General features: G+C 37.2%; 19 protein-coding genes. 9 read left to right on the plus strand and 10 right to left on the minus strand.

Annotated elements, in window-relative coordinates; translation table 11 throughout:
• Positions 1-207 precede the first annotated feature (207 nt).
• From AC6BKE_RS09355 to AC6BKE_RS09370, 4 genes are all read right to left on the minus strand, one after another.
• Entirely contained in the window at positions 208-2,019 is a 1,812-nt protein-coding gene (locus AC6BKE_RS09355; RefSeq protein WP_499856654.1) for an AraC family transcriptional regulator, read from the minus strand.
• Positions 2,020-2,335: 316 nt separating this feature from the next.
• On the minus strand, positions 2,336-2,518 hold the full coding sequence (locus AC6BKE_RS09360) for a hypothetical protein (RefSeq protein ID WP_499856655.1): 183 nt from the start codon (positions 2,516-2,518) through the stop codon (positions 2,336-2,338).
• 141 nt (positions 2,519-2,659) lie between these two features.
• A complete protein-coding gene (locus tag AC6BKE_RS09365; protein ID WP_036117533.1) occupies positions 2,660-3,403 on the minus strand; it encodes an SDR family NAD(P)-dependent oxidoreductase in 744 nt (247 codons plus the stop codon).
• A 20-nt stretch (positions 3,404-3,423) separates the two neighbouring features.
• Positions 3,424-4,179, minus strand: coding sequence for an SDR family NAD(P)-dependent oxidoreductase (locus AC6BKE_RS09370; RefSeq protein ID WP_036117531.1), 756 nt, complete (start codon positions 4,177-4,179; stop codon positions 3,424-3,426).
• A 191-nt stretch (positions 4,180-4,370) separates the two neighbouring features.
• Here AC6BKE_RS09370 and AC6BKE_RS09375 point away from each other — a divergent pair, with 191 nt between their 5' ends.
• Positions 4,371-5,501, plus strand: a complete 1,131-nt coding sequence (locus tag AC6BKE_RS09375) for a LuxR C-terminal-related transcriptional regulator (protein WP_340810259.1) — start codon at positions 4,371-4,373, stop codon at positions 5,499-5,501.
• 301 nt (positions 5,502-5,802) lie between these two features.
• A complete protein-coding gene (locus AC6BKE_RS09380; RefSeq protein ID WP_036117528.1) occupies positions 5,803-6,351 on the plus strand; it encodes an RNA polymerase sigma factor in 549 nt (182 codons plus the stop codon).
• Positions 6,352-6,465: 114 nt separating this feature from the next.
• Here the strand turns inward: AC6BKE_RS09380 and AC6BKE_RS09385 are convergent, their stop codons facing one another.
• From AC6BKE_RS09385 to AC6BKE_RS09405, 5 genes are all read right to left on the minus strand, one after another.
• The gene (locus AC6BKE_RS09385; RefSeq protein WP_036117526.1) at positions 6,466-6,912 is read right to left on the minus strand and encodes a MarR family winged helix-turn-helix transcriptional regulator; all 447 of its coding nucleotides are present in this window, start codon (positions 6,910-6,912) and stop codon (positions 6,466-6,468) included.
• Positions 6,913-6,934: 22 nt separating this feature from the next.
• On the minus strand, positions 6,935-7,339 hold the full coding sequence (gene spx, locus AC6BKE_RS09390; protein WP_036117523.1) for a transcriptional regulator Spx: 405 nt from the start codon (positions 7,337-7,339) through the stop codon (positions 6,935-6,937).
• Positions 7,340-7,850: 511 nt separating this feature from the next.
• Complete coding sequence (locus tag AC6BKE_RS09395) at positions 7,851-9,416, minus strand: ABC-F family ATP-binding cassette domain-containing protein (protein WP_036117522.1); 1,566 nt, start codon at positions 9,414-9,416, stop codon at positions 7,851-7,853.
• 34 nt (positions 9,417-9,450) lie between these two features.
• A complete protein-coding gene (locus AC6BKE_RS09400; protein WP_036117520.1) occupies positions 9,451-9,636 on the minus strand; it encodes an SE1832 family protein in 186 nt (61 codons plus the stop codon).
• A 192-nt stretch (positions 9,637-9,828) separates the two neighbouring features.
• On the minus strand, positions 9,829-10,875 hold the full coding sequence (locus AC6BKE_RS09405) for a PseG/SpsG family protein (protein WP_036117518.1): 1,047 nt from the start codon (positions 10,873-10,875) through the stop codon (positions 9,829-9,831).
• Positions 10,876-11,105: 230 nt separating this feature from the next.
• Between AC6BKE_RS09405 and AC6BKE_RS09410 the strand changes: the two genes are divergently transcribed.
• From AC6BKE_RS09410 to AC6BKE_RS09430, 5 genes are all read left to right on the plus strand, one after another.
• Positions 11,106-11,939, plus strand: a complete 834-nt coding sequence (locus tag AC6BKE_RS09410; RefSeq protein ID WP_036117516.1) for an oxidoreductase — start codon at positions 11,106-11,108, stop codon at positions 11,937-11,939.
• A gap of 129 nt (positions 11,940-12,068) precedes the next feature.
• The gene (locus AC6BKE_RS09415; protein ID WP_036117514.1) at positions 12,069-12,623 is read left to right on the plus strand and encodes an NADPH-dependent FMN reductase; all 555 of its coding nucleotides are present in this window, start codon (positions 12,069-12,071) and stop codon (positions 12,621-12,623) included.
• 112 nt (positions 12,624-12,735) lie between these two features.
• A complete protein-coding gene (locus AC6BKE_RS09420) occupies positions 12,736-16,518 on the plus strand; it encodes a DEAD/DEAH box helicase (RefSeq protein ID WP_499856660.1) in 3,783 nt (1,260 codons plus the stop codon).
• A 1-nt stretch (position 16,519) separates the two neighbouring features.
• Positions 16,520-17,272, plus strand: coding sequence for a hypothetical protein (locus tag AC6BKE_RS09425; protein ID WP_036117511.1), 753 nt, complete (start codon positions 16,520-16,522; stop codon positions 17,270-17,272).
• A gap of 157 nt (positions 17,273-17,429) precedes the next feature.
• Positions 17,430-18,500, plus strand: a complete 1,071-nt coding sequence (locus AC6BKE_RS09430; protein ID WP_141903947.1) for a glycosyltransferase — start codon at positions 17,430-17,432, stop codon at positions 18,498-18,500.
• Positions 18,501-18,735: 235 nt separating this feature from the next.
• Here the strand turns inward: AC6BKE_RS09430 and AC6BKE_RS09435 are convergent, their stop codons facing one another.
• Positions 18,736-20,925, minus strand: coding sequence for a DNA topoisomerase III (locus AC6BKE_RS09435; protein ID WP_499856662.1), 2,190 nt, complete (start codon positions 20,923-20,925; stop codon positions 18,736-18,738).
• 248 nt (positions 20,926-21,173) lie between these two features.
• On the opposite strand from AC6BKE_RS09435, the gene AC6BKE_RS09440 reads away from it, so the two are divergent.
• Positions 21,174-22,043 carry a MurR/RpiR family transcriptional regulator gene (locus AC6BKE_RS09440; RefSeq protein ID WP_499856664.1) on the plus strand — a complete coding sequence of 290 codons (870 nt, stop codon included), beginning with the start codon at positions 21,174-21,176 and terminating at the stop codon, positions 22,041-22,043.
• Positions 22,044-22,048: 5 nt separating this feature from the next.
• Positions 22,049-23,164, plus strand: coding sequence for a M20 peptidase aminoacylase family protein (locus AC6BKE_RS09445; RefSeq protein ID WP_499856665.1), 1,116 nt, complete (start codon positions 22,049-22,051; stop codon positions 23,162-23,164).
• The last annotated feature ends 3 nt before the right edge of the window (positions 23,165-23,167 follow it).

The raw sequence follows: 23,167 nt of genomic DNA on the forward strand, positions 1-23,167 counted from the left end.
GGTAGGGAAGTGCCGTCATATCAGAGCCACTGCTATTTTTATTTGGGAGGAGTTTACTAGTCATTTTCTAAAACTTTTCAATCAAGTTCGAATGATGATATAGAGTAAAGTAGATTGTTAAGAAAAATGTGACAAAGTCTATAAGAGAGAGCTTTGCCACACTCGGGAAATGGTAATATAAACCATGGAAACTATAAAAAGTTCGTGTTATTTTGTTTTCTTATCATTGGCACGCTCGATAAATAAGTCAGTTAGATCGTTCATTTGACCAATAACAGAAATGGGATCTGTAAACCAAAATTTGAAATTATCTATTTCGTACACTTCATTATTTTTAACAACATCTAAACTTTTCCATACAGGAGCCGTTGTAAAGTCGACTTTAGGCGTGTCGGCCGCTCTTGCAACGATAACACGGTCCCCTACAAAGTCTGAAATTTTTTCTGAAGAAATTTGTACCCATGGGGTTTTTATAGTAGTTTCTGCTTTTACAGCTGGCGCCATTTGTAAGCCTAATCCCGTATAAACAGGATACCCTGTATAACCATCGCCATAAATAGTGATGGTTCCTTTACCATCCAGTATATCCATAACAGTTATTGTTTCTTCAGGCTTAATAATACGAGCAATTTTTTGGCGAGCGGTTTGAACTTGTTGTTGATAGTTTTTTTGCCACTCCTGGGCAAGATTTTCTCGATTTAAAATAATACCAAATTCTTTAATGAGTTTAGGTATATTTTCTTCGTATTCAATATAGATGGTAGGTGCAATTTTAGAAAGCTGCTCATACATTTCTTTATTACCTGTAATAATTAAATCAGGTTCTAATGAAAGTACTTTTTCTATAGAGTCTCCGATCACCTCAATTTCTTTTTTATCTTTTTCAGGAATATAAGGGTTTTTTAGCTGTGCTTCATTCGAACCAACTGGTTTGACATCTAAAGCAAGTAAGTAACCTAAATAAAAATCAGTAACAATACGTTGCGGATTTTTTTTATACGTAATATCACCATTGATGGAGTGATAAACCATTGTTTCCTCTGATTCTTTGGTAGTGTCGTTGTTTGTACAAGCTGTTAATAATAAAGCAGCACATAAAACAAATGAAGCTACTATAGTATGGTTCCAATTGAATTTCATTGGTAAAAAGCCTCCTTCATATTGATAACAATTATCATTATATAAAGGTCCTTGATTGAATACATCGGAGGATTTTAGCTCAAAATTAGGATTATTCAACACTAGAGAAGTGGGTAAATATAATCTTTTATATTGGCCAGGCGTTAACCCAGTATGTTTTTTAAATAGGCGAGTAAAGTAAGAAGAATCTTCGTAACCAATTTGCTTCGAAACTTCTTGGATTGAATGATGTGTTTCAACTAAAAGCCGCTTTGCATGTTTGATACGAGTATGTAATAAATAATCAATTAGACCATAACCAGTTTGATATTTAAATTGTTTAGAAAGATAAGATACACTGTAATTCATTTTTTCTGCAATTGTATGACGCGATAAATTTTCATGAAAATGCTTATTTATATAATCTAATGTTTGAGAGGTTAACTGTTCCTCATGCAATCTATTTGAATCTAGTGTATACATTTCATAGATTAATTCTGCTAAGTATAATTTTGTCTTATATTTACTAGCATCAGTGTGCATTTCCCATTGTGTGTTTATGTTATCTATTAATGTTAACCAATGCTTCGGTGCATCATAAAAAATGAGAGGCTCTAAGGGCTCAGATATTGTGTTATCAAAAGAAACATTACAATAGATCCATAGACATTCTGAAGATGGTTCCTGCGTGACATGTATGTTTATAGGGTCATGAACAATCAAAAAGATGTTTTTATGGTGTAAAAGGGGAGTATGCTGTAAGTCCCATTCGCCGGACCCTTGAGCAATAAAACCGAAAATACAGTTACAAGTAATGACAGGCATTAACTGTGGATTTTTAGATATATGTATAATGGTTAATTTTGCCGAGTCCCAATCTGCTAAAGTAAGGTTTTTCAATTGATGGTTCACTTCTTTCAATAGGTTATATTACGATAATACAATTAATGATAATGATTCTCAAATAGATACTTGTATCGTAGAAGTGAAAATTTTCTTAAAAACATACGAAAAAAAGTAAACTGCATTCAAATGATTAGATTGACTCTAATCATTTGAAGTGCAGTTATGCAAGATGTTTCTATTTAATTAGACATATAGCGTTGTATAATTTTTTCATTTTTTTCAGCGAAGCGGGATAAAAATAAATGATCCATTCGGCTAATGCATAATTGCTATTGTCCAGTATCTCGACAACAGAATTTTTCTCAACGGCTTATAAATTGCCTAGGTGTACATGTTGTACCCGACCATTTATACTCCATGAAGCTTGCCCATCTGTAATTAAAATGAGTGCATTATTTGTCATAACATGGACAGTCCTACCTTTTATCCATCCATTCGTAATACGGTGTGTAGCTTGCCATTGCGCAAACCAAGATTGATGTGATTGATACATAGGAACACCTCTTCAATGTAAAGTATAGCTATGTATTAGAATAACAAATATTGTGCGAGTAGGAATATAAGAGTGCGATATCTTATAGTAAATAAAAAAAATCTGATTTCTAGAAAACATTGAAATCAGATCTTACTAAAATTAATGAGCAGTATACCCGCCATCAACAAGAAGCGTTGTACCATTGACAAAGCTTGCGTCGTCGCTTGCTAAGAAGAGAACAGCTTTTGCAATTTCTTCTGGTTTACCAAGGCGACCTTGTGGATGAAGGGACGCTAAATATTCTTTCTTTTGCGCATCGACTTCAGCTAGTAGAGGAGTGTCGATATAGCCAGGACATACTGCATTTACGCGAATGCCTTGTTTAGCGTAAGCTGTACATAGATTTTGCGTTAATAATTTTACGCCACCCTTTGCAGAGGAGTAGGCTGTAGGGTTTGGCAAGGCAACAAAGCTATGAATAGAGCCAGCGTTGACAATGACACCACCAGTTCCCTGTGTAAGAAACTGTTCGATGGCATATTTATCAGAAAGAAATACACCTGATAAATTAATATCAATCGTTCTTTTCCATTTTTCGAAAGAAAGCTCATGTGCTGGTGCATCGTCAGCTACGCCTGCATTGGCATACATAATATCAAGTTTACCGTAGTTAGTAACGGTTTCCTTAATCATGTTTTGAATATCTTCTTCGCTAGTTACATCTGTTTTTACGAAGAGTGTATCAAAACCATTGTTATTTAATTCGTCAGAAACAATTTGTCCACGATCTGAAAAATCGGCGATAACTACTTTAGCGCCTTCTTGTACAAAGAGACGAACTGTGGCTTCACCGATACCACTGGCCCCACCTGTAACGATTGCTACTTTATCTTTTAGTTTCATTTCAATGACCACCTTTATTGTTATTTTGCTGTTGCTCCGCCATCAATGACGAATTCTGCACCTGTTGAGAACGAAGATTCATCAGAAGCTAAAAATAATACGGTTTGCGCTACTTCTTTAACAGAGCCTAAACGTCCTAATGGGAATAAATTTTTCCCTAACTCATCTTTAGTGCTTCCAGTTGTTGCTGATGCATAGTCTGCCATACCTGTATCAATATAGCCAGGATGGATCGAATTGACGCGTACGCCATATGGAGCATATTCCATTGCAGCATCTTTTGTCATAATGCGAACGGCACCTTTACTTGCTCCGTATAATACGTGTCCAGCAGCGCCTGTTAAGCCAGCGATGGAAGAGGCATTAATAACTGAGCCCTTATTATGTTTAGCCATAAGTGGCATAATATATTTCATACCTAGGAAGACACCAGTCACATTGATGGACATTAAGCGATTCCAATCAGAAAGCTCGATTTCTGCAAGTGGTTTAATGATATAGATACCTGCATTATTGAAAAGAATATCTACTTTGTTAAATGTTTTGATTGTTTCATCTGCGACCTTTTTCCAGTCTTCCTCATTGCTAACATCATGATGTACAAATAATGCTTCACCGCCAATTGCTTGGATATCGCGGATAGTGTCGTTACCAGATTGTTCATTTATATCAGTAATAACTACTTTTGCTCCTTCTTTAGCAAATAATAGTGCCGTTTCTTTCCCGATTCCTGTACCTCCACCTGTAATAATGGCTACTTTATTTTCCAGTCTCATTTCAAGCACGCACCTTTCATTATTTCTGGTTATATGGTTACCTTGGGATTCAAAAGTATTCGCATTGTTTAGCGATACTTTCATCTTACTCTTTTCAATTTGAAATACTATCCTATAAGATGCTGTATAATATAGTAAGTGAATATCCTCCATTTATAGGGTATTGTTAGTGTGAAGGAGAAGAATTTCCTATGACGCATCCATTTCAGTCAATTGAAGAAGTTACATTACAAGAGTTTGTGTTATTTATTAAAATTCATCATCAACAAATTGAAGAAAATGTCAATATTTACCTCAATTTAGCACCTTCTATAGCCGAAGAAGATCGAAAAAGGGCAGCGATGCTACTGGATTCATTTTTGCGTTTGATGACATATACGAACATTGATGAACTAAATGATGATGATAAGTCTTTTTTTAATACGTGGCTTCAGGCACAGTTATCTATAATCGATCGGAAGAGCTTTAATTTATTCCAATTAATTTTTGAGAAATCATTGATTACCTTTATGATTCAACAAAAGAGTAGCCGAACGAATGCCATCTTAATGTATGTATTATCGTTATTTACGTTTCTCGTACAGCTTTACGATGACTGTGAGGGAGATGACAAAAGGAATAACGGATCTACTGAAAATCAAGAGTTACGGCATTTACAGTTATTAGATAAGCTAAATAAATTGCTGATCAGTTCCTCAGGCTATCAGGATTTAGCCTATATTTTAAAAAAATGTGAAGAGTATTTTAGTTATAAAAGATGCGTATTTTATGCATATGTTCCATGGTCCAACCAATTTTACGGGGTTATTGGGGCGGAACTTCCTAAAGTGCAAAGTATGAAAGGGCAGTTGAATGGGGAAAACGCTATACTTAGTTCAAGAAAACCTATTTATTTGAAAAATCCTAAAAATTACGTAAAAGAGGAGCATATTCAATTATTTAATTTATCCTCCATCATCTTTATTCCTATTATGAGGCGAGACCAATTATTTGGATGGCTAACATTTGATCAGCTAGGCGAGGAATTTGATTGTACAAAGGAAGAATTATCACTTCTTGAAGAAGTAGGGAAGCGTCTAGGTTTATTTTTATCACGTAAGGGCGAGAAGGTAGAAAAAAACACAGAGCTTCATTTAACAGAACGGGAGTCGATGATTCTTGGCTTGCTTGCTGAAGGATATGATAATAAAAAAATTGGTGGTTTATTATTTTTAAGTGAGCATACGGTCAGGGATTATGTTAGCAGTCTCATGACAAAGCTTAAAGCAAAGAACCGTACACAGGTCGTTGCCTCCGCCTTTCGTCTAGGGCTGTTAAGCTAGCATAAATGCACTTCTGCTAGGAGTGCATTTTTTGTGTCTTTATAAACCGAAAAATGCGTCTTTAATTTTCTGATAATAAACGCTATTTAATATATAATGTTAAAAATAGGGAAGTATTGTTATGAAGTGATTTTTAGTAGGAGAAGTAATATAGTAGTAAAACAATTTTTACGAATATTACAAGCAAAAGTGATTAAGCTTACACGATTGTAATGAAATTGAAAGCCAATGCGATAGAGTGTAATACATTATTTTGCGAGAATGTGTATAGAAGCAAGAACAAGAAGCGGAGGCATACACAATGAATGAAAAATTAGAAGGCGTATACGAGGAATACAATCGTTATATATATCACTTATGTTTGAAACTAACTCGCAATAATGTAGAGGCTGAAGATTTAATGCAAGAAGTATGGGTAAAGGTTGTACGCTATGAAGACAGCGTTGCCGAGGTAGAGCATATTAAAGCTTGGCTGACAACTATTACAATGAATACATTTAGAGATCGCTATCGTAAAAAAGTACGTCGAAGCAAATATATGATGAACCAACCTGAAACATTAGACGTACCGATTTTAGATTTGGTTCCCAATAATGAAATTTCGACGGAAGAAAAAATTGAAAAGGATATTGTAACAAAACTCGTACAGGATAAAATGGAGCAATTAGATGCTATTTATAGAAAGACTTTATGGTATTTCTACATAGACCAATATTCGCTTGCAGAAATCTCTACAATTATGAAGGTTTCTATTGGTACTGTGAAATCTCGTTTATTCCGTGCAAAGGCTCGATTAAAAGAAATGCTCATGTCTGATACAGCAATTGTGGAATCTGTGCTACCAGCATAATAAAAACAGATTGGTCGCACACCACAAGTACTTAGGCGGAAGTATTCGGTCGATTAATCTAAAAAAAAGATGCACTCGCAAATAGTTGCGATGCATCTTTTTAGTTTGTGCTCTTTATTCTGACCGATTAGATTCAACATCTAATAGACATTTTGAAAAAATCGTTCGTAATGTTTGCAGTTCTTCAGCTGTGAGCATACCAAACATATTGTTAATAATTTCACTCACTTGTTGACGCGATTCTTTTAAGATGTTCTCACCCTCTGTAGTAATAACTAGTTGTGAGGCTCGTCGATCTGTGGCATGCTGTGTTTTTTCAATAAAGCCAGCATTAATCAGCTTTGTTGTTAAAACGGTAACACCACCAGTTGTTACTTTTAACCGCTCAGCAATAGCAGAAGGGCGTTTTGGGCCCTCCTGCGATAAGTAGTCTAAAATTAAAATATGGGATTTTGAAAAGCCGAGCACATTATGATTATTCCACTCGTTTGCCCACTTACGCTCAATAGATGAAACGACTTCAAACAACGAGGTAATGGCTTTTTGTTTTTCTTGATCCATAGAGGTCATCTCCAAAACTGTTTTAACTTTCTTGTGCCAATCTTGTCATCGCATTTAATTCGTAAGCACGTACTTTACGTGGGATAAAACGACGGATGTCCATCTCATTGTAACCAACTTGAATACGTTTTTCATCTATTAAAATAGGGCTACGCAACATTCTTGGGTGTGCTTGAATAATAGCGTATAGCTCTTGGATAGAAAGTTGGTCGATGTCGATATTTAAGTTTTTAAAGTCATTTGAGTTTGTTGCAATGATTTCATCTGTACCATCTTCAGTCATGCTTAGAATTTCTTTGAATTCTGCAAGTGTAAGAGGGTGAGATGTGATACGTTTTTCTTTATATTCAATATTGTGATCTTTTAACCATTTAAGTGCTTTTCTGGATGAAGAACAGCTCGCTTGTGAGTAAATTGTAACTGTCATTCTTCATTCCTCGCTTTCTGTATTAGATTATATTTTATGAATAGCTTATCAGTAAGTTATATAGTTTATATATATATCTTACTAGTAAGCTATATATAAATCAATAGTTAATTGAAAGAATTTCTCAATCAAATTAATATTTTTTCAATTCTATTTAATTATACGAAGAGAAGAGTAAAAAGTTTCGTTCTTTCTGCTTACAATGATGTAAGTTTCAGCTGATATTACAGATTTTGAAGAGAGGTCAGCGTGGCAACTCAGTGAACCGTTATTACAAGAAGTGACTATTATGTAACTTCTAAAAAATCTGTAGGTAATTGAAGACGAATTAATAGGGACTACTAGATGAATGAGCTGATCTCGTAGGAGAGCATTAGTTGGAAGTAGGAGTAAAATAGTTAGTCCACTGATTATAGTATGTTTAAATGTGGTCAATTATACATAGGAGTTTGAAAAAAATAAAAAAAGCAGTCCCATAACATGTGGGAACTGCTCTTAAAATGAGCTGGTCTTAGCTTTGTTGTCCAGAAGTGAACCAATCTTGAACGTTCCAGACTTTTGTTGCGAGGCCATCATAGAAATCTGGTTCGTGGCTTACCAGTACAATAGTGCCTTTAAATTCTTTCATGGCACGTTTTAATTCATTTTTCGCATCGACATCTAAGTGGTTTGTCGGTTCGTCAAAAAGAAGCCAGTTCGCTTCTTCCATCATTAATTTACATAAACGAACTTTTGCTTGCTCTCCACCAGATAAAGAATTCAATGGACGTGTAATATGGTCGGTTTTTAGACCCGCTCTTGCTAATGCTGCACGTACTTGAGCCTGCTCCATCGAAGGGAAGGCATTCCAAACATCATCAATTGGTGTTATTTTTTCTGCTTTTACTTCTTGTTCAAAGTAAGACGGATACAGGTAATCACCTCGAATGACTTTCCCATCAAGAGGGTTAATTTTACCTAGCATTGTTTTTAATAATGTGGACTTACCCACACCATTCATGCCAACTAGAGCGATCTTTTCTCCTCGTTCAATAGCAAAAGATAGTGGGGGTAGTAATGGCTTGTCTTTATCGTACCCAATGACCAAGTTCTCTGCCTCTACTACATAGCGGCTGGAAGAACGTGCTTCTTTAAATCCGAATTCAGGTTTTACCGCTGTTTCTGGGCGGTCAATTCGCTCTAAACGATCAAGCTGCTTGGCGCGAGATTTTGCACGACCAGTAGTGGAGTAACGTGCTTTATTTTTAGCGATAAAGTCCTCTTGTTTCTTAATGAATTCCTGTTGCTTCTCATAAGCATCAATATGTTGACGTTTATTGATTTCAGCAAGCTCTAGGAATTTTTCGTATGTTGCTGTATAACGAGTTAATTTTGAAAACTCAAGTTGGAAGATGACATCCACCGTTTCATTCATAAATTCTGTATCATGTGAAATTAAGAGGAAGGCGTATGGATAGTTCTTTAAATAGCTTTTCAGCCAAGTAATATGTTCCTCATCGAGATAGTTCGTCGGCTCATCTAGTAAAAGTACTTTTGGTTTTTCTAGTAACAGCTTAGCTAGTAGGACCTTTGTGCGTTGTCCACCAGAAAGTGCAGCTACATCACGTTCTAAGCCAATAGCATCAAGGCCTAGTCCACGTGCAACCTCTTCAATTTTCATATCTAATGAATAGAAATCTCCTGCATCAAGTGCGTCTTGAACCTCTGCCATTTGTTCTAACAGTACTTCTAATTCCTCAGGTGTAGCTTCTGCCATCTTACCTGTAATTTCATTAAGTTCTTCTTCTTTTTTATATAATGGTAAAAAGGCATCACGCAAAACATCACGCATTGTTCTACCAGCAGTCAGTACTGTATGTTGGTCGAGATAACCATAGTGTGTACCAGGAAGCCACTCTACTTTTCCTGTATCGTGAATCGTTTGTCCTGTAATAATGCCCATTAATGTCGATTTACCTACACCATTAGCTCCTACAAGACCAATGTGGTCACCTTCTACTAATCGAAATGATACATCTTTAAAGAGTGTACGATCACCGAAAGAATGACCTAAATTTTCAACTGTTAATATTGCCATATATGTTCCTCCAACTGTCCATCTTGTTTACATTTTAAAGTGCTGCGAGCTGCTTGTTTAGTTCTGCTAACTTAGCTTCCATATTCGCAAGGCGTTCCTCTGCTTTTGTTACCTGATCGTTGTGCCCAGTAGACTCCAATTTTTCTATATCACCTTGTAAATTCATATAGTCCATTTTTAACTCTTTAATTTGGTATTCAATATCGCTTTTTGTTGGCATGATGATTACTCCTTTTTGAGAATATTTTATCGTGAATGCGTGTAAAAGCGATGGAGGTTTTTCTAATCCCCCACCGCTTAGTCATTAAAATCAATCGGGTACTGGTTGAATTTACTTATATTCCAACGTCCATAAGAGGAGTTGAAGTGAAAAATTCTTATATATTGTATCATAATCATCTTCGAAGTAGCACTAAGTAGAAGCGATATTGTGTCGATCATAAGCAAAATCTAAGAGTAATGCTTGGAGTGTTTCATTGTTACTAGCAAGATTGAGTTGTCGTTGTTTTCTTACAGCTCGTTCACTGCGAGCCTCGTGTAATAGAAATTCCATGACAGCATTTTGGATTTGAGACTGCTTCATTTTACGACCAAGTCCAAGATGAATAAAACCATTATGCTCTCGAGGAAAAGCATGAAGAAGCTCAGCTTCAGTTTGTGCAAGTGTAATGCATGGCACACCATAAGAGGCAATTTTATAAGGCGTATAATTAGCATTACAAATAATGACATCAGCTTTTGGTAATAGTTTGAGAAGTGCGTTTTTATCACGAAGAATGGCCGTATTGCGACGACTAAGTACCATCATTTGCAAATCATCCGTTGCATGGCGATAGCTATCATCAATCATTACTGTAATTTGTAGTGGAATTTGTAGCTGTGTTAAGTGTCGAAGTGTTCGGTAGGTTAAGTTATGCTCGTCCCCATCCTCAAAAGCAACGACGATATGAGGAGGATTTTCAGGTGTTTTACTATCAGGAATATCATCAAATTGTTGGTAGGCCTCTGGTAGTGCAAAAACAAAGCTTCCACCAATATAATGCGATGGTAAATAATCTTTCACTTCTTGATAGAGTGCTAGTAATACACAGTCACAGGCTTGACCACCTTCACCAAAATCATCAAAATGAATCATTGTTTTGCAGAAAGGTCGTAAATCCTGTACTTGCCAGCCTTCAGAATTACGGCCATCTCTAACGATTAAATCAGGTTGAAGTCCTTTGATTTGCTTAGGTAATTCGTTAAAGTGGTCAAATAAAATTGGAGAAAGACCTTCATTCATTAAAATTTGGATGCCATCATTTGAAGGAGTCTTGACAAATATAAAAACTTTCTCATTCGTAAGTAACTTAGCCAATGTTGAAACCCGTTCAAAAGGATACAGCCCTTTATCAATACAGCTTTCAATAATGAAAACAATCGTTTTTTTTGGTTCAATTGCTTGTGTTTCTTTTTGCAAATGTATCCCACCCTTTCCTCTGTCTCTTTAAATTATGGCGAAGAAAGAGCAAGTATGTGTAAAATTTAGGATTTGATAATCGATGACTTTGAGGGAATCTTGCAATTAGCTATCTTGAGGGGGATTATAAATAACTTTTTAATGATCAAAAAAATGGTCGATATATATAGTGAAATCAAGAATAGAAAAGATACATACAACATGACATTATGTAGAAGGGGGGAAGAAGGATGAGCATGCGTGCAGCGATTGTTGTAGGGGCGACAGGTTTAACGGGCTCCTCTTTAGTCGAGCAACTATGTGAAAATGATGAATATGTTTCAGTAACCATAATTGCACGGAGAAAACCAATCTTTACGCATCCAAAGTTAGAAGTGAAGATTCGCGATTTTGATAGAATAGAGGAAAAGGATATTGAATTTGCCCATGAATTGTATTGTTGCTTAGGTACAACCATAAAAAAAGCAGGCTCCCGTGAGGTGTTCGAAAAAGTTGATTTTGAATATCCATTAGCGATTGCTTCTTTAGCCAAAAAGCGTGGGATCCCTCATTTTCTTGTCATCACTGCAATGGGTGCTAATGAAAATTCTCCGTTTTACTATAATCGAGTGAAGGGAAAACTCGAGCATGATTTAGTAGAGTTAGGGTTACAACGGCTCTCTATTATTCGACCTTCACTATTAGTAGGAGATCGAGATGAATTCCGTCTAGGAGAGAAGGCAGGAGAAAAGCTATTAAAATTTGCACAACCTTTATTAATTGGACCTTTCAAACGTTCTAGAGCAATTGAAGCCTCACAAGTGGCCAAAGCGATGATTATCATTGCTCTATACGGTAAAAAGCAGCCTGTTACTATTTATCCATCCAATGAACTGGCAACATTACAATACCCTGAAATACCAGAAGAGGATGCTTCAAGAGAGACGCTATTTCATTGGGATAAGCTTGAAGAAGGTGAGAAAGTAAATCGTGATGTTATCATTAATCGAGATAAATTTAAGATGGAGGAAACGGTTATTGATAAGGAGGTACACTTCCAACATCGTGAACAGGGCAAAAAATAATGTGGGTTTGGTTTGTAAATGTTCCGTCTAAAGACTGAATTTATCCCGATCGCTACGACAAACCTTTGCGAGCTACTTTTCATTTGTTACAATATTATTGTAGAAGATGAATGTGGAGGCAAAATAAAGATGAAAATTTTACTCGTTGATGGCACAATGTTTGGTCGTAAAACAGGTGCTATTTTAGAACAAGTGGAACAATATATTAAAGAATTAGATGCTAGTTTCGAATTAGAAATGATGCATTTTAATCAATATAAGCATCAAATTGTGGATGGTTCACCATTAAATGATGATATGAAGAAAATGATTCAACAATTTGAGGAGGCAGACGCTTACATCATTGCAACGCCTATTTTTCAAGCGTCCATCCCAGGTGTTTTGAAAAATGCTTTTGACTACTTACATCCTAAAACGATGCGCTATAAGCCCGTATCTATCGTCGCAAACGGTGGCACATACCAACATCACCTTGTAGTCGAAAATCAATTAAAACCTATTTTAGATTACTTCCGTGCCCTTGTTACGCCTAACTATGTATACACACATACATCACATTTTGATGCAGATAATAACATTGTTGATGAAGATGTTCATAGTCGTTTACGTGAATTAGCACGTGTATTTGTTCAATATTGCGAAATGAGCAAGAACTTGCCGAAGGAAACAATTGATCAACATTAAGATAGCCCTTGTACGGTGGTAAGAAATCACTGTGCAGGGGATTTTTCTTTGTAAGTATTCTTTTAGGATGTGCTAAAATAAAACTTTAGTGACTCGGGAGGGAGGGCTGCTCATGCAGGACATAGCTTTACTAGAAAAACAACGCTGTAGTCTTATTTTGACCAATAAGGCGAAGGAAGCGGTAGAGGAATGCTCAGCAAACGAGCATGCCTTTTTTACGTTACAAAGATCTTTTACTGTTTACATTGAAAAACGCAAAGCAAAAAAAGTTGGTGAAACCTTTTTATCCATCTATTTTAATGCGGAGGACAATGAAAAATTAAGCGATTTACTTGCGGAAAAAACAGTCATTATGGATTGTGTGCTGAAGCTAGAAGGTTTGTTGGCGACTAATATTCGTTTTGTGCATATGCGTGGTCCTATCAATACAAATCGCCGCCTAGCAGCCGCATTACAATTTGTCACAAAGCCTAACAATGGAGCAGGCATTCCACTGGAGCTTCATACAAAAATAAGGCAGTTACCGATAGCGGAAGAACGCACAGAATATGTAAAAAAACGTATAGCTAGCTGGGAAGGCTATTTAAAAATTCAAGAACGTGATGCAACGATTGACGATATTCATACAGAATTTAAGCAAAGCTACTTCAACGAAGACTTTACACGCTTAACGATTGTTTGTCCCTACATAAAGAGTAAAGAGTGGAAAAAGTTAGAGGGTTTAAGCGTAAGTATTCAAGGGGTTCGTGGTGAAATTGGGCAAGTTTTAAAGGCGAATGCAGGAAAACAAACGATTGAAATTGATTTAAAGCCTTTTATACAGGAAATGGCTCGTAAGGATCAGCTGAATCTTCGTTCGAAGCAAGCAAGCTTTAGTAATTTTGCGACCTTAAGTCAAATTCGAAGATTACGAAATGGCTTCACAAAGCTAGAGAAGGGTGAGGCAGTTAACCCTAATTTAGAAACTATCCTGTTTGAACGGCGCCCAACAGTCCGAGCGTCCAAGCTACGAGAAGATATTACGTTTCAAAATAATTTAAATGAATATCAAAGACGAGCAGTATTAGGTGCATTATCTGTTGAGGATTTGTATGTCATACAAGGTCCTCCAGGAACGGGAAAAACGACTGTCATCTCAGAGATTTGTCAGCAAAATGTCAAGGCGGGCTTAAAAACACTAGTAGCATCACAATCAAATTTAGCCGTCGACAATGCATTAGGACGTTTGCTAGCCAATCAAGAAATTCGAATTTTACGCTATGGAAGAACGGAAAGTATCGAGGAAGAAGGCAAAAAATTCATAGAGGAAAATGTCGCTCTCCAATGGCGTGAACAAACACTGGCTGCAATCGAAGAGACAATAGCAATATTTCCAGAACGCGAGCTAGAGCTAAAAGCCAATCTTGCAAAAGCAGAAGATGAACTAGAAAAATTGGAGCAATGGCTAGAACAATTAACTCAGGAAATTGCCGCAAAAGAGCAAGCAGCAATTGAAGAACCCATTCTACAGCAGGAGATTCAAGCATTAAAAAAAGAATTGAAGGCTGCTAAAACAGAGCAACAAACATGTGAAGCACAAAAAGAGCATAATGAGAAACAGCTCGCACAAATCGAACCAATTGTACAGCAGCTTGAACAGACACTTACTGATTATCCCTCGGTCGAGCAACTACAGTGTACGATTCAGGAAACTACAGAAAAAGTGGAACAATTAGAAGCGGCTGCTCAGTATAAAGAACTACAAGAACAAAAGCAGCAGTTAACTCAGCAATTTCAAGAAATACAACAGAAATATGAAATCGAAAGTAAGCGTCTAGTCATTATGAAGGAAGCTCAAAAGTATATCTACACCTTAACTTCGTTTGAGCTTATCGAGCGATTTTTACAGCACTATCAAATTCGCCCTTCCCATGTACTTTCTCAGCAAATGAGTCGCTTGCAGCATTTGGAAGATGCGAAAGATTTAGAGGCATGGTCAACGATCAATGCTCGCCTCCAAAAGGCGATTGCCAAGTTAGAGGCTTTAGTTATTCATGAAGTGAAGGAACGAGCCCTTGCTAAAAGTAGATTACAACCCGTACAATCATTTTCTCTGCAAAACCTCACAGGAGTATTCGCAGAGCTGAACACGGCTTTTCAGGATGGTCAATTACCAGCAACTGATGTTCTAGAGAGTTATCTGCTTGGGCTATATATGCGTCGTGATTTCGTTTGGCAAAAGGGAGTAGCACTAAAGCAACAACAAGAGCATAAAGATCAGGAATTTGAATCTTTCCGTAAAAATCTAGTGACTTTGATTCATCAGGAATGTGCAATCACTAGCTTTGATGTGCAAAGTTTACAGCGTCAACTCCAACCATTTTTACAGCATACAGAGCGTTTACAACAGTTAGCAAACGCCTTCCAGATTACTGAGGAGCCAGAAGAATCTGTAGAATATTTAAAGATTCTTACCTCACAAGCTAGGGAGTCTCTTCAACAAGCAAAGCAACAGCTTGAGGCAGTGGAACAGGCGAAAGTACAACTAGTTCCGAAGCAAGCCTCTCTACAGACTGTCACAACAAGCTTACAGGAAGTGGAGCAGCAGCTAACACAAATGGAAGAGCGTATAAAGGACATTAATATTGCTGGATTAAAGAAAGAAAAGCAACTAGCAGTTTATACACAGCTTTTACAATCTACGCCAGAACGTACTGCTGAAGAGGTGCTGGAAGCTATTCAAACTTCTAAACAGGCCATTGAAGCATTACAGCGGCAGCAAAAGCAGCTACCTCTTCGCCAAAAACTACAAGAACAATGGCGTGAAAAACTACAAAACGCAACAGAGTATGATTTAGATGAAATTCGAAAATTATATGTACGTCATGCGAACGTTATCGGAACAACATGTGTAGCTTCCGCTAGTAAAGAGTTTATGGAGAATTACCCAACTTTTGATGTGGTCATTATTGATGAAGTTTCAAAGGCAACGCCACCAGAATTACTGTTACCAATGCTTAAGGGGAAAAAAGTTATTTTAGTAGGTGACCATCATCAGCTTCCACCATTACTTGGGGATGATACGCTGGAGGAAACATTGAAGGCAATGCTAGAAGAAAATCCAAACTTTGAAGGTGCACAGGAATTAAAAAATCTGTTGCGTGAATCATTATTTGAGCGTTTATTTAATAATTTGCCTCCAACACATAAACAAATGCTAGCATTACAATACCGTATGCATGAGAAAATCATGCAAAGTATCACACCATTTTATGCGAAAGAAGAAAATGGATTACAATGTGGGTTGCCAGATTCAGATGCAGCAAGAGATCATGGCTTAGAGGGTCAATTTGTAAAACGTAATGATCATTTACTATGGATTGATATGCCAACGGAGAAGCCTTTTTTAGAGGAGCAGGTAAAAGGTGGAACGAGTCGTTATAACGAAGGGGAATTACAAACGATTCGCCGTATCTTAGTAGATCTTAATGAGGCAGTGAAGGCGGCAAAAGAAGCAGGTCGTATGCCGCACGATGCTCTGAAAAGCGTAGGTGTCATTAGTTTCTACGGTGAGCAGGTAAAGAAAATCAATCGTCTGCTGCAACAGGAATTACAGCTACCACACTTGCAGTTTAGAACAGGTACTGTCGATAAGTTTCAGGGGATGGAAATGGATGTCATTTTAGTGAGTATGGTTCGTAATACACCTAAAGGCGGGGATATTGGTTTTGCCAGAGATTATCGTCGTTTAAATGTTGCGCTATCTCGTGCCCGAGAGTTACTGCTACTTGTAGGAAGTGCCGAGATGTTTGCGAAGCGTGCAAAGCATCAAGATACAAGAGAAATGTATACCAATTTATTAAACACAGTAAAATCCTACGATGGCTTGCGTAATCATGAAGGATTGGTGATATAGAGTGTCAAAATTACAACAACGACTAATGCGTGAACTTCAACAAAATCGCAATATAAAGATTGTCAAAACCGCTGAATGGTGTATTCCTATTCGAACGGTCAGTGTGACCTATGAGCCAGTTCGGCGTTCAACAATGGATGTTTTAATGACTATGTTACTGTTAAGTATTCAGGAGGCTGATTTTGGAAGTGCCCAGGAATTGAGTGAGCTATTACTGGTCGACCCGTTATTTATTGATGACTTAGTTTCTTTAATGATTCGCGTAAATCTTGTAAAGAGCGAGGAACAGTTTTATAGGCTAACTGAAAAAGGGCAACAGCAGCTAGAACGGGGGATTTTTGAAGAGGAGTTAGAAGTAGAAACATCTACACTTTACTTTAGCCCCTGCCATCAATCATTTCTCACAATTGATACAAATAATGATGAATATGATGAATTACCAGAGCTATACCGTTATATCGATAAAGAGGCCGAACAACAGGAGCAGTTTGAGGAGTCGCTAGTGATAGCTGCATTACAAGAAGTGAACGCAGAGGGGGAAGAGAACTCCCAAAAAATCATCTCAAAAATTGTTCAAACAGAAGCCCAACAAATTAATGATAGTCCATGTTTAGAGTTTGTTCTTTATGATAGGGAGCAGGATCTACTCTTTGTACGAGTGTGGAATACATTACTTAATCAATGGGATCATCATTTAGAGCAACAGCTTACAGACAAAGAACAGTTAACATGGCGTGAGCAATATTTAACTTAATTCAACTGGTATTCAAAAGCCAGAACAAAAACGAACGTGGACACACGTTCGTTTTTGTTTTTATATGATAAATCATAAAGATGGGTAAGAAATTTATAAAATCGTTTCGATAAAATGTGGCATTAGCATATATTACTTTATGAAAAGGAGGGGACAGATGTTAACGATTAGTTTATGTATGATTGTTAGAAACGCACAATGTACGATTGAAAGATGCTTAGATTCGGTTCAGCATATAGTGGATGAGATTAATATCATTGATACAGGATCGACTGATCGTACGAAGGATATTGTCCAAAGTTATACCTCTCGAATTTACGATTTTCCCTGGTGTGATCATTTTGCCAAGGCACGAAATTTCTCCTTTCAACAGGCAACAAAGGATTATATTTTATGGCTCGATGCAGATGACGTCATGACACAGGAAGACCAGCACAAGTTGAGTCAACTAAAGCACTCTTTATATCCATCTGTTGATGCTGTAACGATGGATTATTACCTAACGCTTGATCAGGATGGCGTAGTGGAGTGTAGTGAACGAAAGTATCGTCTTGTAAAAAGAGCGAATCATTTTCAATGGGAGGGAGCTGTCCATGAAAATTTAAAGGTATCTGGTCAGCTCTATCATAGTGATATCGCTGTCACGCACTTACCAGTAAAAAAAGATATTCATCGTCCTATTCGTATTTATGAGGGGTTAATAAGGGAGGGGCATTCGCTTTCAGCAAGAGACATATTTTATTACGCGAATGAATTGAAACAGCATCAACGTTATGTGGAGGCGATTAATCAATATCATTTATTTTTGGATAGCGATATAGGTACTACAGATGATCGTATTGAGGCTTGTTTACATGTAGGGGAGTGCTATCGTCGACTACACGATGATCAACAAGCACAGCAAGCTATTTTGCAATCCTTCTTATATGATCGACCAAAGCCAGAAGCATGTTGCCGTATGGGCCAATTTTTTATGGAGCAATCAAAACATAAAGAGGCTATTTACTGGTATTCTCAAGCTTTGCAACAAGCTCCTGTCTATTCAATGACGATCCAAAAACGTTGTTACTCCACATGGCTTCCTCATTTACAATTAAGTCTGTTATATAGGGAGCTACGGTTATTTGAAAATGCCTATCAGCATAATCTAGAGGCACAAAAATGGAAACCAAACCATCCCGAAATAAAGGATAACGAAAAATACTTACGCAATCAATTAGGGATATAAAGCCTTTTATTGGAAAGGTACATCAATAAACAGGACATAAATAGCTTGGCCAATTAATACAGATACACCAACAACAATCGTCATAAAAATCACATTACGTGGTCTAAAATTTTTTGCCTCCATTAAAAACCTCCTTTAAGATAGAATATTCAGTCAATTCAAGATATGTTTAGATGGAATGAGTATGCATAAGAAAAGAGCAAATTCACACTAAATGTGAATTTGCTCTTGTTCATTAATCAAGCTTTAACCCTTTCAATGCTTCAGCAAGGGCGTTGTTTACAGGCTCTTCATCTTTTTGTTGTTTTAAATACTTTTGGACGGAGCGTTTATCAACCTTGCCTCCGCCTTCTTTTTTCCGTCTTGCCTCAAAGGCCGATAATTTTTCACGATAACCACATTTACACACAAAAATTTGACCATCGCCTTCTCCACGAAGCTCTAATTTTTTATGGCATTGAGGACAGCGTGCATTTGTAGTACGTGAGACATTTTTACGATGACCACATTCACGATCTTGGCAAACAAGCATTTTTCCTTTTTTGCCATTCACCTCGAGCATCGGTTTACCACAATCTGGGCAGGATTTAGTAGAGATATTATCATGCTTATACTTTTTGTCACTACCTTTAATGTCCGTAACAATTTCCTTCGTATAATTTTTCATCTCGCTAATAAATACATCCTTTTTTAGCTTGCCCTTTGCAATAAGCTCAAGTTTTTGCTCCCAATCTGCTGTGAGCGCAGGTGATTTTAATTCCTCTGGCACTAAGTCGAGTAGTTGACGACCTTTAGAGGTAATATAAATATCCTTGCCACCACGCTTTTCAATTAAGAAAGAATTAAAAAGCTTATCAATAATGTCAGCACGTGTTGCCACTGTACCAAGACCACCCGTAGATTTTAATGTGTCGGCTAATTTTTTATCACTCGTTGCCATATATTTTGCTGGGTTTTCCATGGCTGATAACAAAGTGGCTTCATTAAAATGAGCAGGTGGCTTTGTTTGACCAGATGTTTGAGCAAGAAGTTTTATTTTTAAAATATCTCCTTTATCAATACGGGGAAGTATTTGTTCCTTTACATCATCTGATGTGTCCTCATCCTCGAAGCGATGTTCATACACTTCCTTCCAGCCAGCTAATAAAATCGTTTTTCCACGAGCAATAAAACTTTCTTCGCCAATTTTTGCACGAAGTGTTAGCTGTTCATATTCAAAAGCTGGCAGTAGCACAGCTAGGAAACGCTTTACAACTAGATCATAAATTTTCCGTTCTTTATCCGAGAAAGCAGAATAATTCACATAACCCTCTGTTGGAATAATCGCGTGGTGATCAGATACCTTGCTATCATCGACAAAGGCTTTTGTTGGCTTGATTGGTTTAGTAAGCAGTTTGTTGGCGATGGAGCGATATTCACCTATACCACAAGCCTTTAAGCGTTCAGGTATTGTGGCTACAATGTCTTGAGAAATAAAGCGAGAATCCGTACGTGGATAAGTTAACACTTTATGTTGCTCATATAGCTTTTGCATAATATTCAATGTTTCTTTCGCTGAGTAGCCAAAGATTTTATTGGCATCACGCTGTAATTCCGTTAAATCATAGAGACCTGGGGCAAATGTTTTTTTAGGTTTTTTTTCAATGTCAGCGACGATGGCATGGCTATTTCCTAGTTTTCTTACCAACGTATCTATTTTTTCTTTATCAAAGCTACGACTATTACCATTTTGGTCTTGCCAAGTGAGCTTCAAGTTGTCCGTTGTTTGTGCTTCAACCCCATAATAAGTTTGTGCTTTAAAGTTTTTAATTTCATCTTCGCGCGTCGCAATTATTGCTACAGTTGGCGTTTGTACACGTCCACAGTTCAGCTGTGCGTTAAAGCGGGTAGTTAAAGCACGAGTAGCATTGAGCCCGATATACCAATCTGCCTCAGAACGAGCTACAGCAGAGGCATAAAGATTATCATAGGCTTTGCCTGGCTTTAGATTAGCAAAGCCATCTTTTATTGCCTTATCTGTTACAGAGGAAATCCATAAGCGTTTTAGTGGCTTCTTGATCTTCACCTTATCGAGTATCCAGCGAGCTACTAATTCACCCTCACGTCCAGCATCTGTTGCAATGATAATTTCGTTTACATCATTGCGTGTAAGCTGACTTTTGACCGCATTAAATTGTTTCCCAGTTTGTTTAATAACTGTTAATTTTAAGCGTTCAGGTAGCATTGGTAAATCTTCAAGATTCCACGTTTTATATTTCACATCATAACTTTCAGGGTCAGCTAGTGTGACAAGATGTCCAAGCGCCCAAGTAACGATATACTTATCTCCTTCAAGGAAACCATTTCCCTTTTTATTACACTTCAGTACACGTGCAATGTCACGTGCTACAGAAGGTTTTTCAGCGATTACTACGCTCTTTGCCATTGTTAACACCCTTTCATAGTTCCATGGTTTTAAATATAGCATAGGTTGAGTGGGTTGGCAGTTGAACTGTAGCGAAATTTGCTAAATATCGATGGAAAGAGTAAACATGTCAGACTTGGAGTTGTTATGGTACTGAAAATAGAAATTTCAGAAAAAACATTGAATTCAGAAAATAAATGTGCTAGGCTAGTGTACATAAAATGAAGCAAAGACTTCAAATATTAATAAAAAAAGGATGCACTTCTTTTATGAGGAATCAAACAATTCAGCAAATGATTCAGGAGAAATATCAAGAGTTGTCCAAAAGTCAGCAAAAGGTAGCTACATTCATATTAAAAAATTTACAGATAGTAGGAGTTCATTCCGCTTCATATGTAGGGGAAAAGGCTGGCGTAAGTGAAACGACAGTTATTCGCTTTTGTTACGCATTAGGCTTATCTGGTTATGCACAATTGCAACGTCAGGTGACAATGCATTTATTTAATAAAGGAAATGAAAGTAGTTTACAAAATTATTTGCAATCTAAGCAGGCTTTTTTTGAAAATCCACGTTTTTATGTAAAGACTATGGAAAAGGATGCATCTCGCATTTTATATATGGCTAAAAACATTGATGAGGAAGATTTTAATCGAGCTTCAGTATTGCTCCATGAGAAGAAAAAAATATACATTGCAGGGATTGGCTCCTCTCATTTAGCTGCACAATGGTTCCACTTTACACTAAATCTTTTGCGACCAAATGTTGTACTGTTAAATTTTGAGACAAGTGAGGTCATACGTGCAATCCAAGAGATTGATGAGGATAGCGTAGTTATTATTTTATCGTTTCACCGTTACTTTAAAGAACCGATCCAATTTGCAGCTGAAATACAAGAAAAAAAATGCGAAATTATTGGCATTACGGATTCACAAATTGCACCTATTACCCAATATGCAACCATTACCTTTGTGAACGAACAACAACAAGAAGTGTCCACAATAGATGCTATGCCAGCACTTATAGCATTTTTAAATACTCTAATAGCAGGAATGACTGCACAAAATCATGACTACTATGAAAATCAGCGCGTAAAATATGATGATTTCGAAAATAGCTTTTTAGCAAACCGATGGAGTTGACTACTATGAACCAAGTTTTACAAGAGTTACAGCCACGTCTTGCAGATATTTTTAGACATTTACATGAACATCCAGAAGTTAGCTGGCAAGAACATAATACAACACAATATATAGCAAATTTATTGAGAGAAGCCCAAATGGAGCCGCATCTTTTTGAAGATATGACAGGGCTTTATGTTGATATTGGTAATGGAATACCTAAAGTAGGGTTTCGCACGGATATAGATGCGCTTTGGCAGGAGGTTAATGGTGTCTTTCAAGCTAACCATTCTTGTGGACATGATGGTCATATGACGATAGCTATTGGGACTGCATTGCTGTTAAAGGATATGGAGCATCTACTTTCAGGTGCTGTACGCATTCTATTTCAACCTGCTGAGGAAAAGGCCCAAGGAGCGCGGGCATTTGTCAAAAAAGGTATTATGGATGATTTAGAATATTTATTCGGTGTTCATGTTCGACCATTAAAGGAATTACAGGATGGGGCGTATGCGCCTGCATTGTATCATGGAGCAGCAAAGCTTTTTACAGGGACCATTATTGGGGAGGAGGCACATGGCGCACGACCAGAACTTGCTATTAATGCAATTGAAGTCGGAGCAGCTATTGTCGAAGGTCTTCAAAAAATTTGGACGGATCCAAATATCTCTGCCTCTGTCAAAATGACACAATTTAATGCAGGAGGCACCTCTACAAATATCATCCCTGGTAAAGCAACTTTTAGTATTGATGCACGAGCTCAAACAAATGAAGTGATGCAAGTAATCACAGAGGGCGTGGAGCGTGTAAAAGCATCTGTTGAAGCGATGTATGGAGCCAAGATATTTTTACAGGTAGATGCCCATATAGTAGCAGCGGTAGTGAATGATGAAGCCTTACAGCATATGAAGGCAGCTATTATTGATGTAGTTGGAGAAAAGGCTTGTGCTTCACCAATTGTGACACCAGGAGGGGAGGATTTTCATTTTTATACCTATGAACGTCCAAAGCTTAAAGCAACAATGCTTGGATTAGGTTGCGGGGTTACTCCAGGCTTACATCATCCTCAAATGACCTTTAATCAAGATCGGCTTTTAATAGGTGTAAATATTATGACAAAAGCTATTTTGAGAGCATTATAAAGA

The sequence above is a fragment of the Lysinibacillus sp. COL-1 genome, assembly GCF_059814265.1.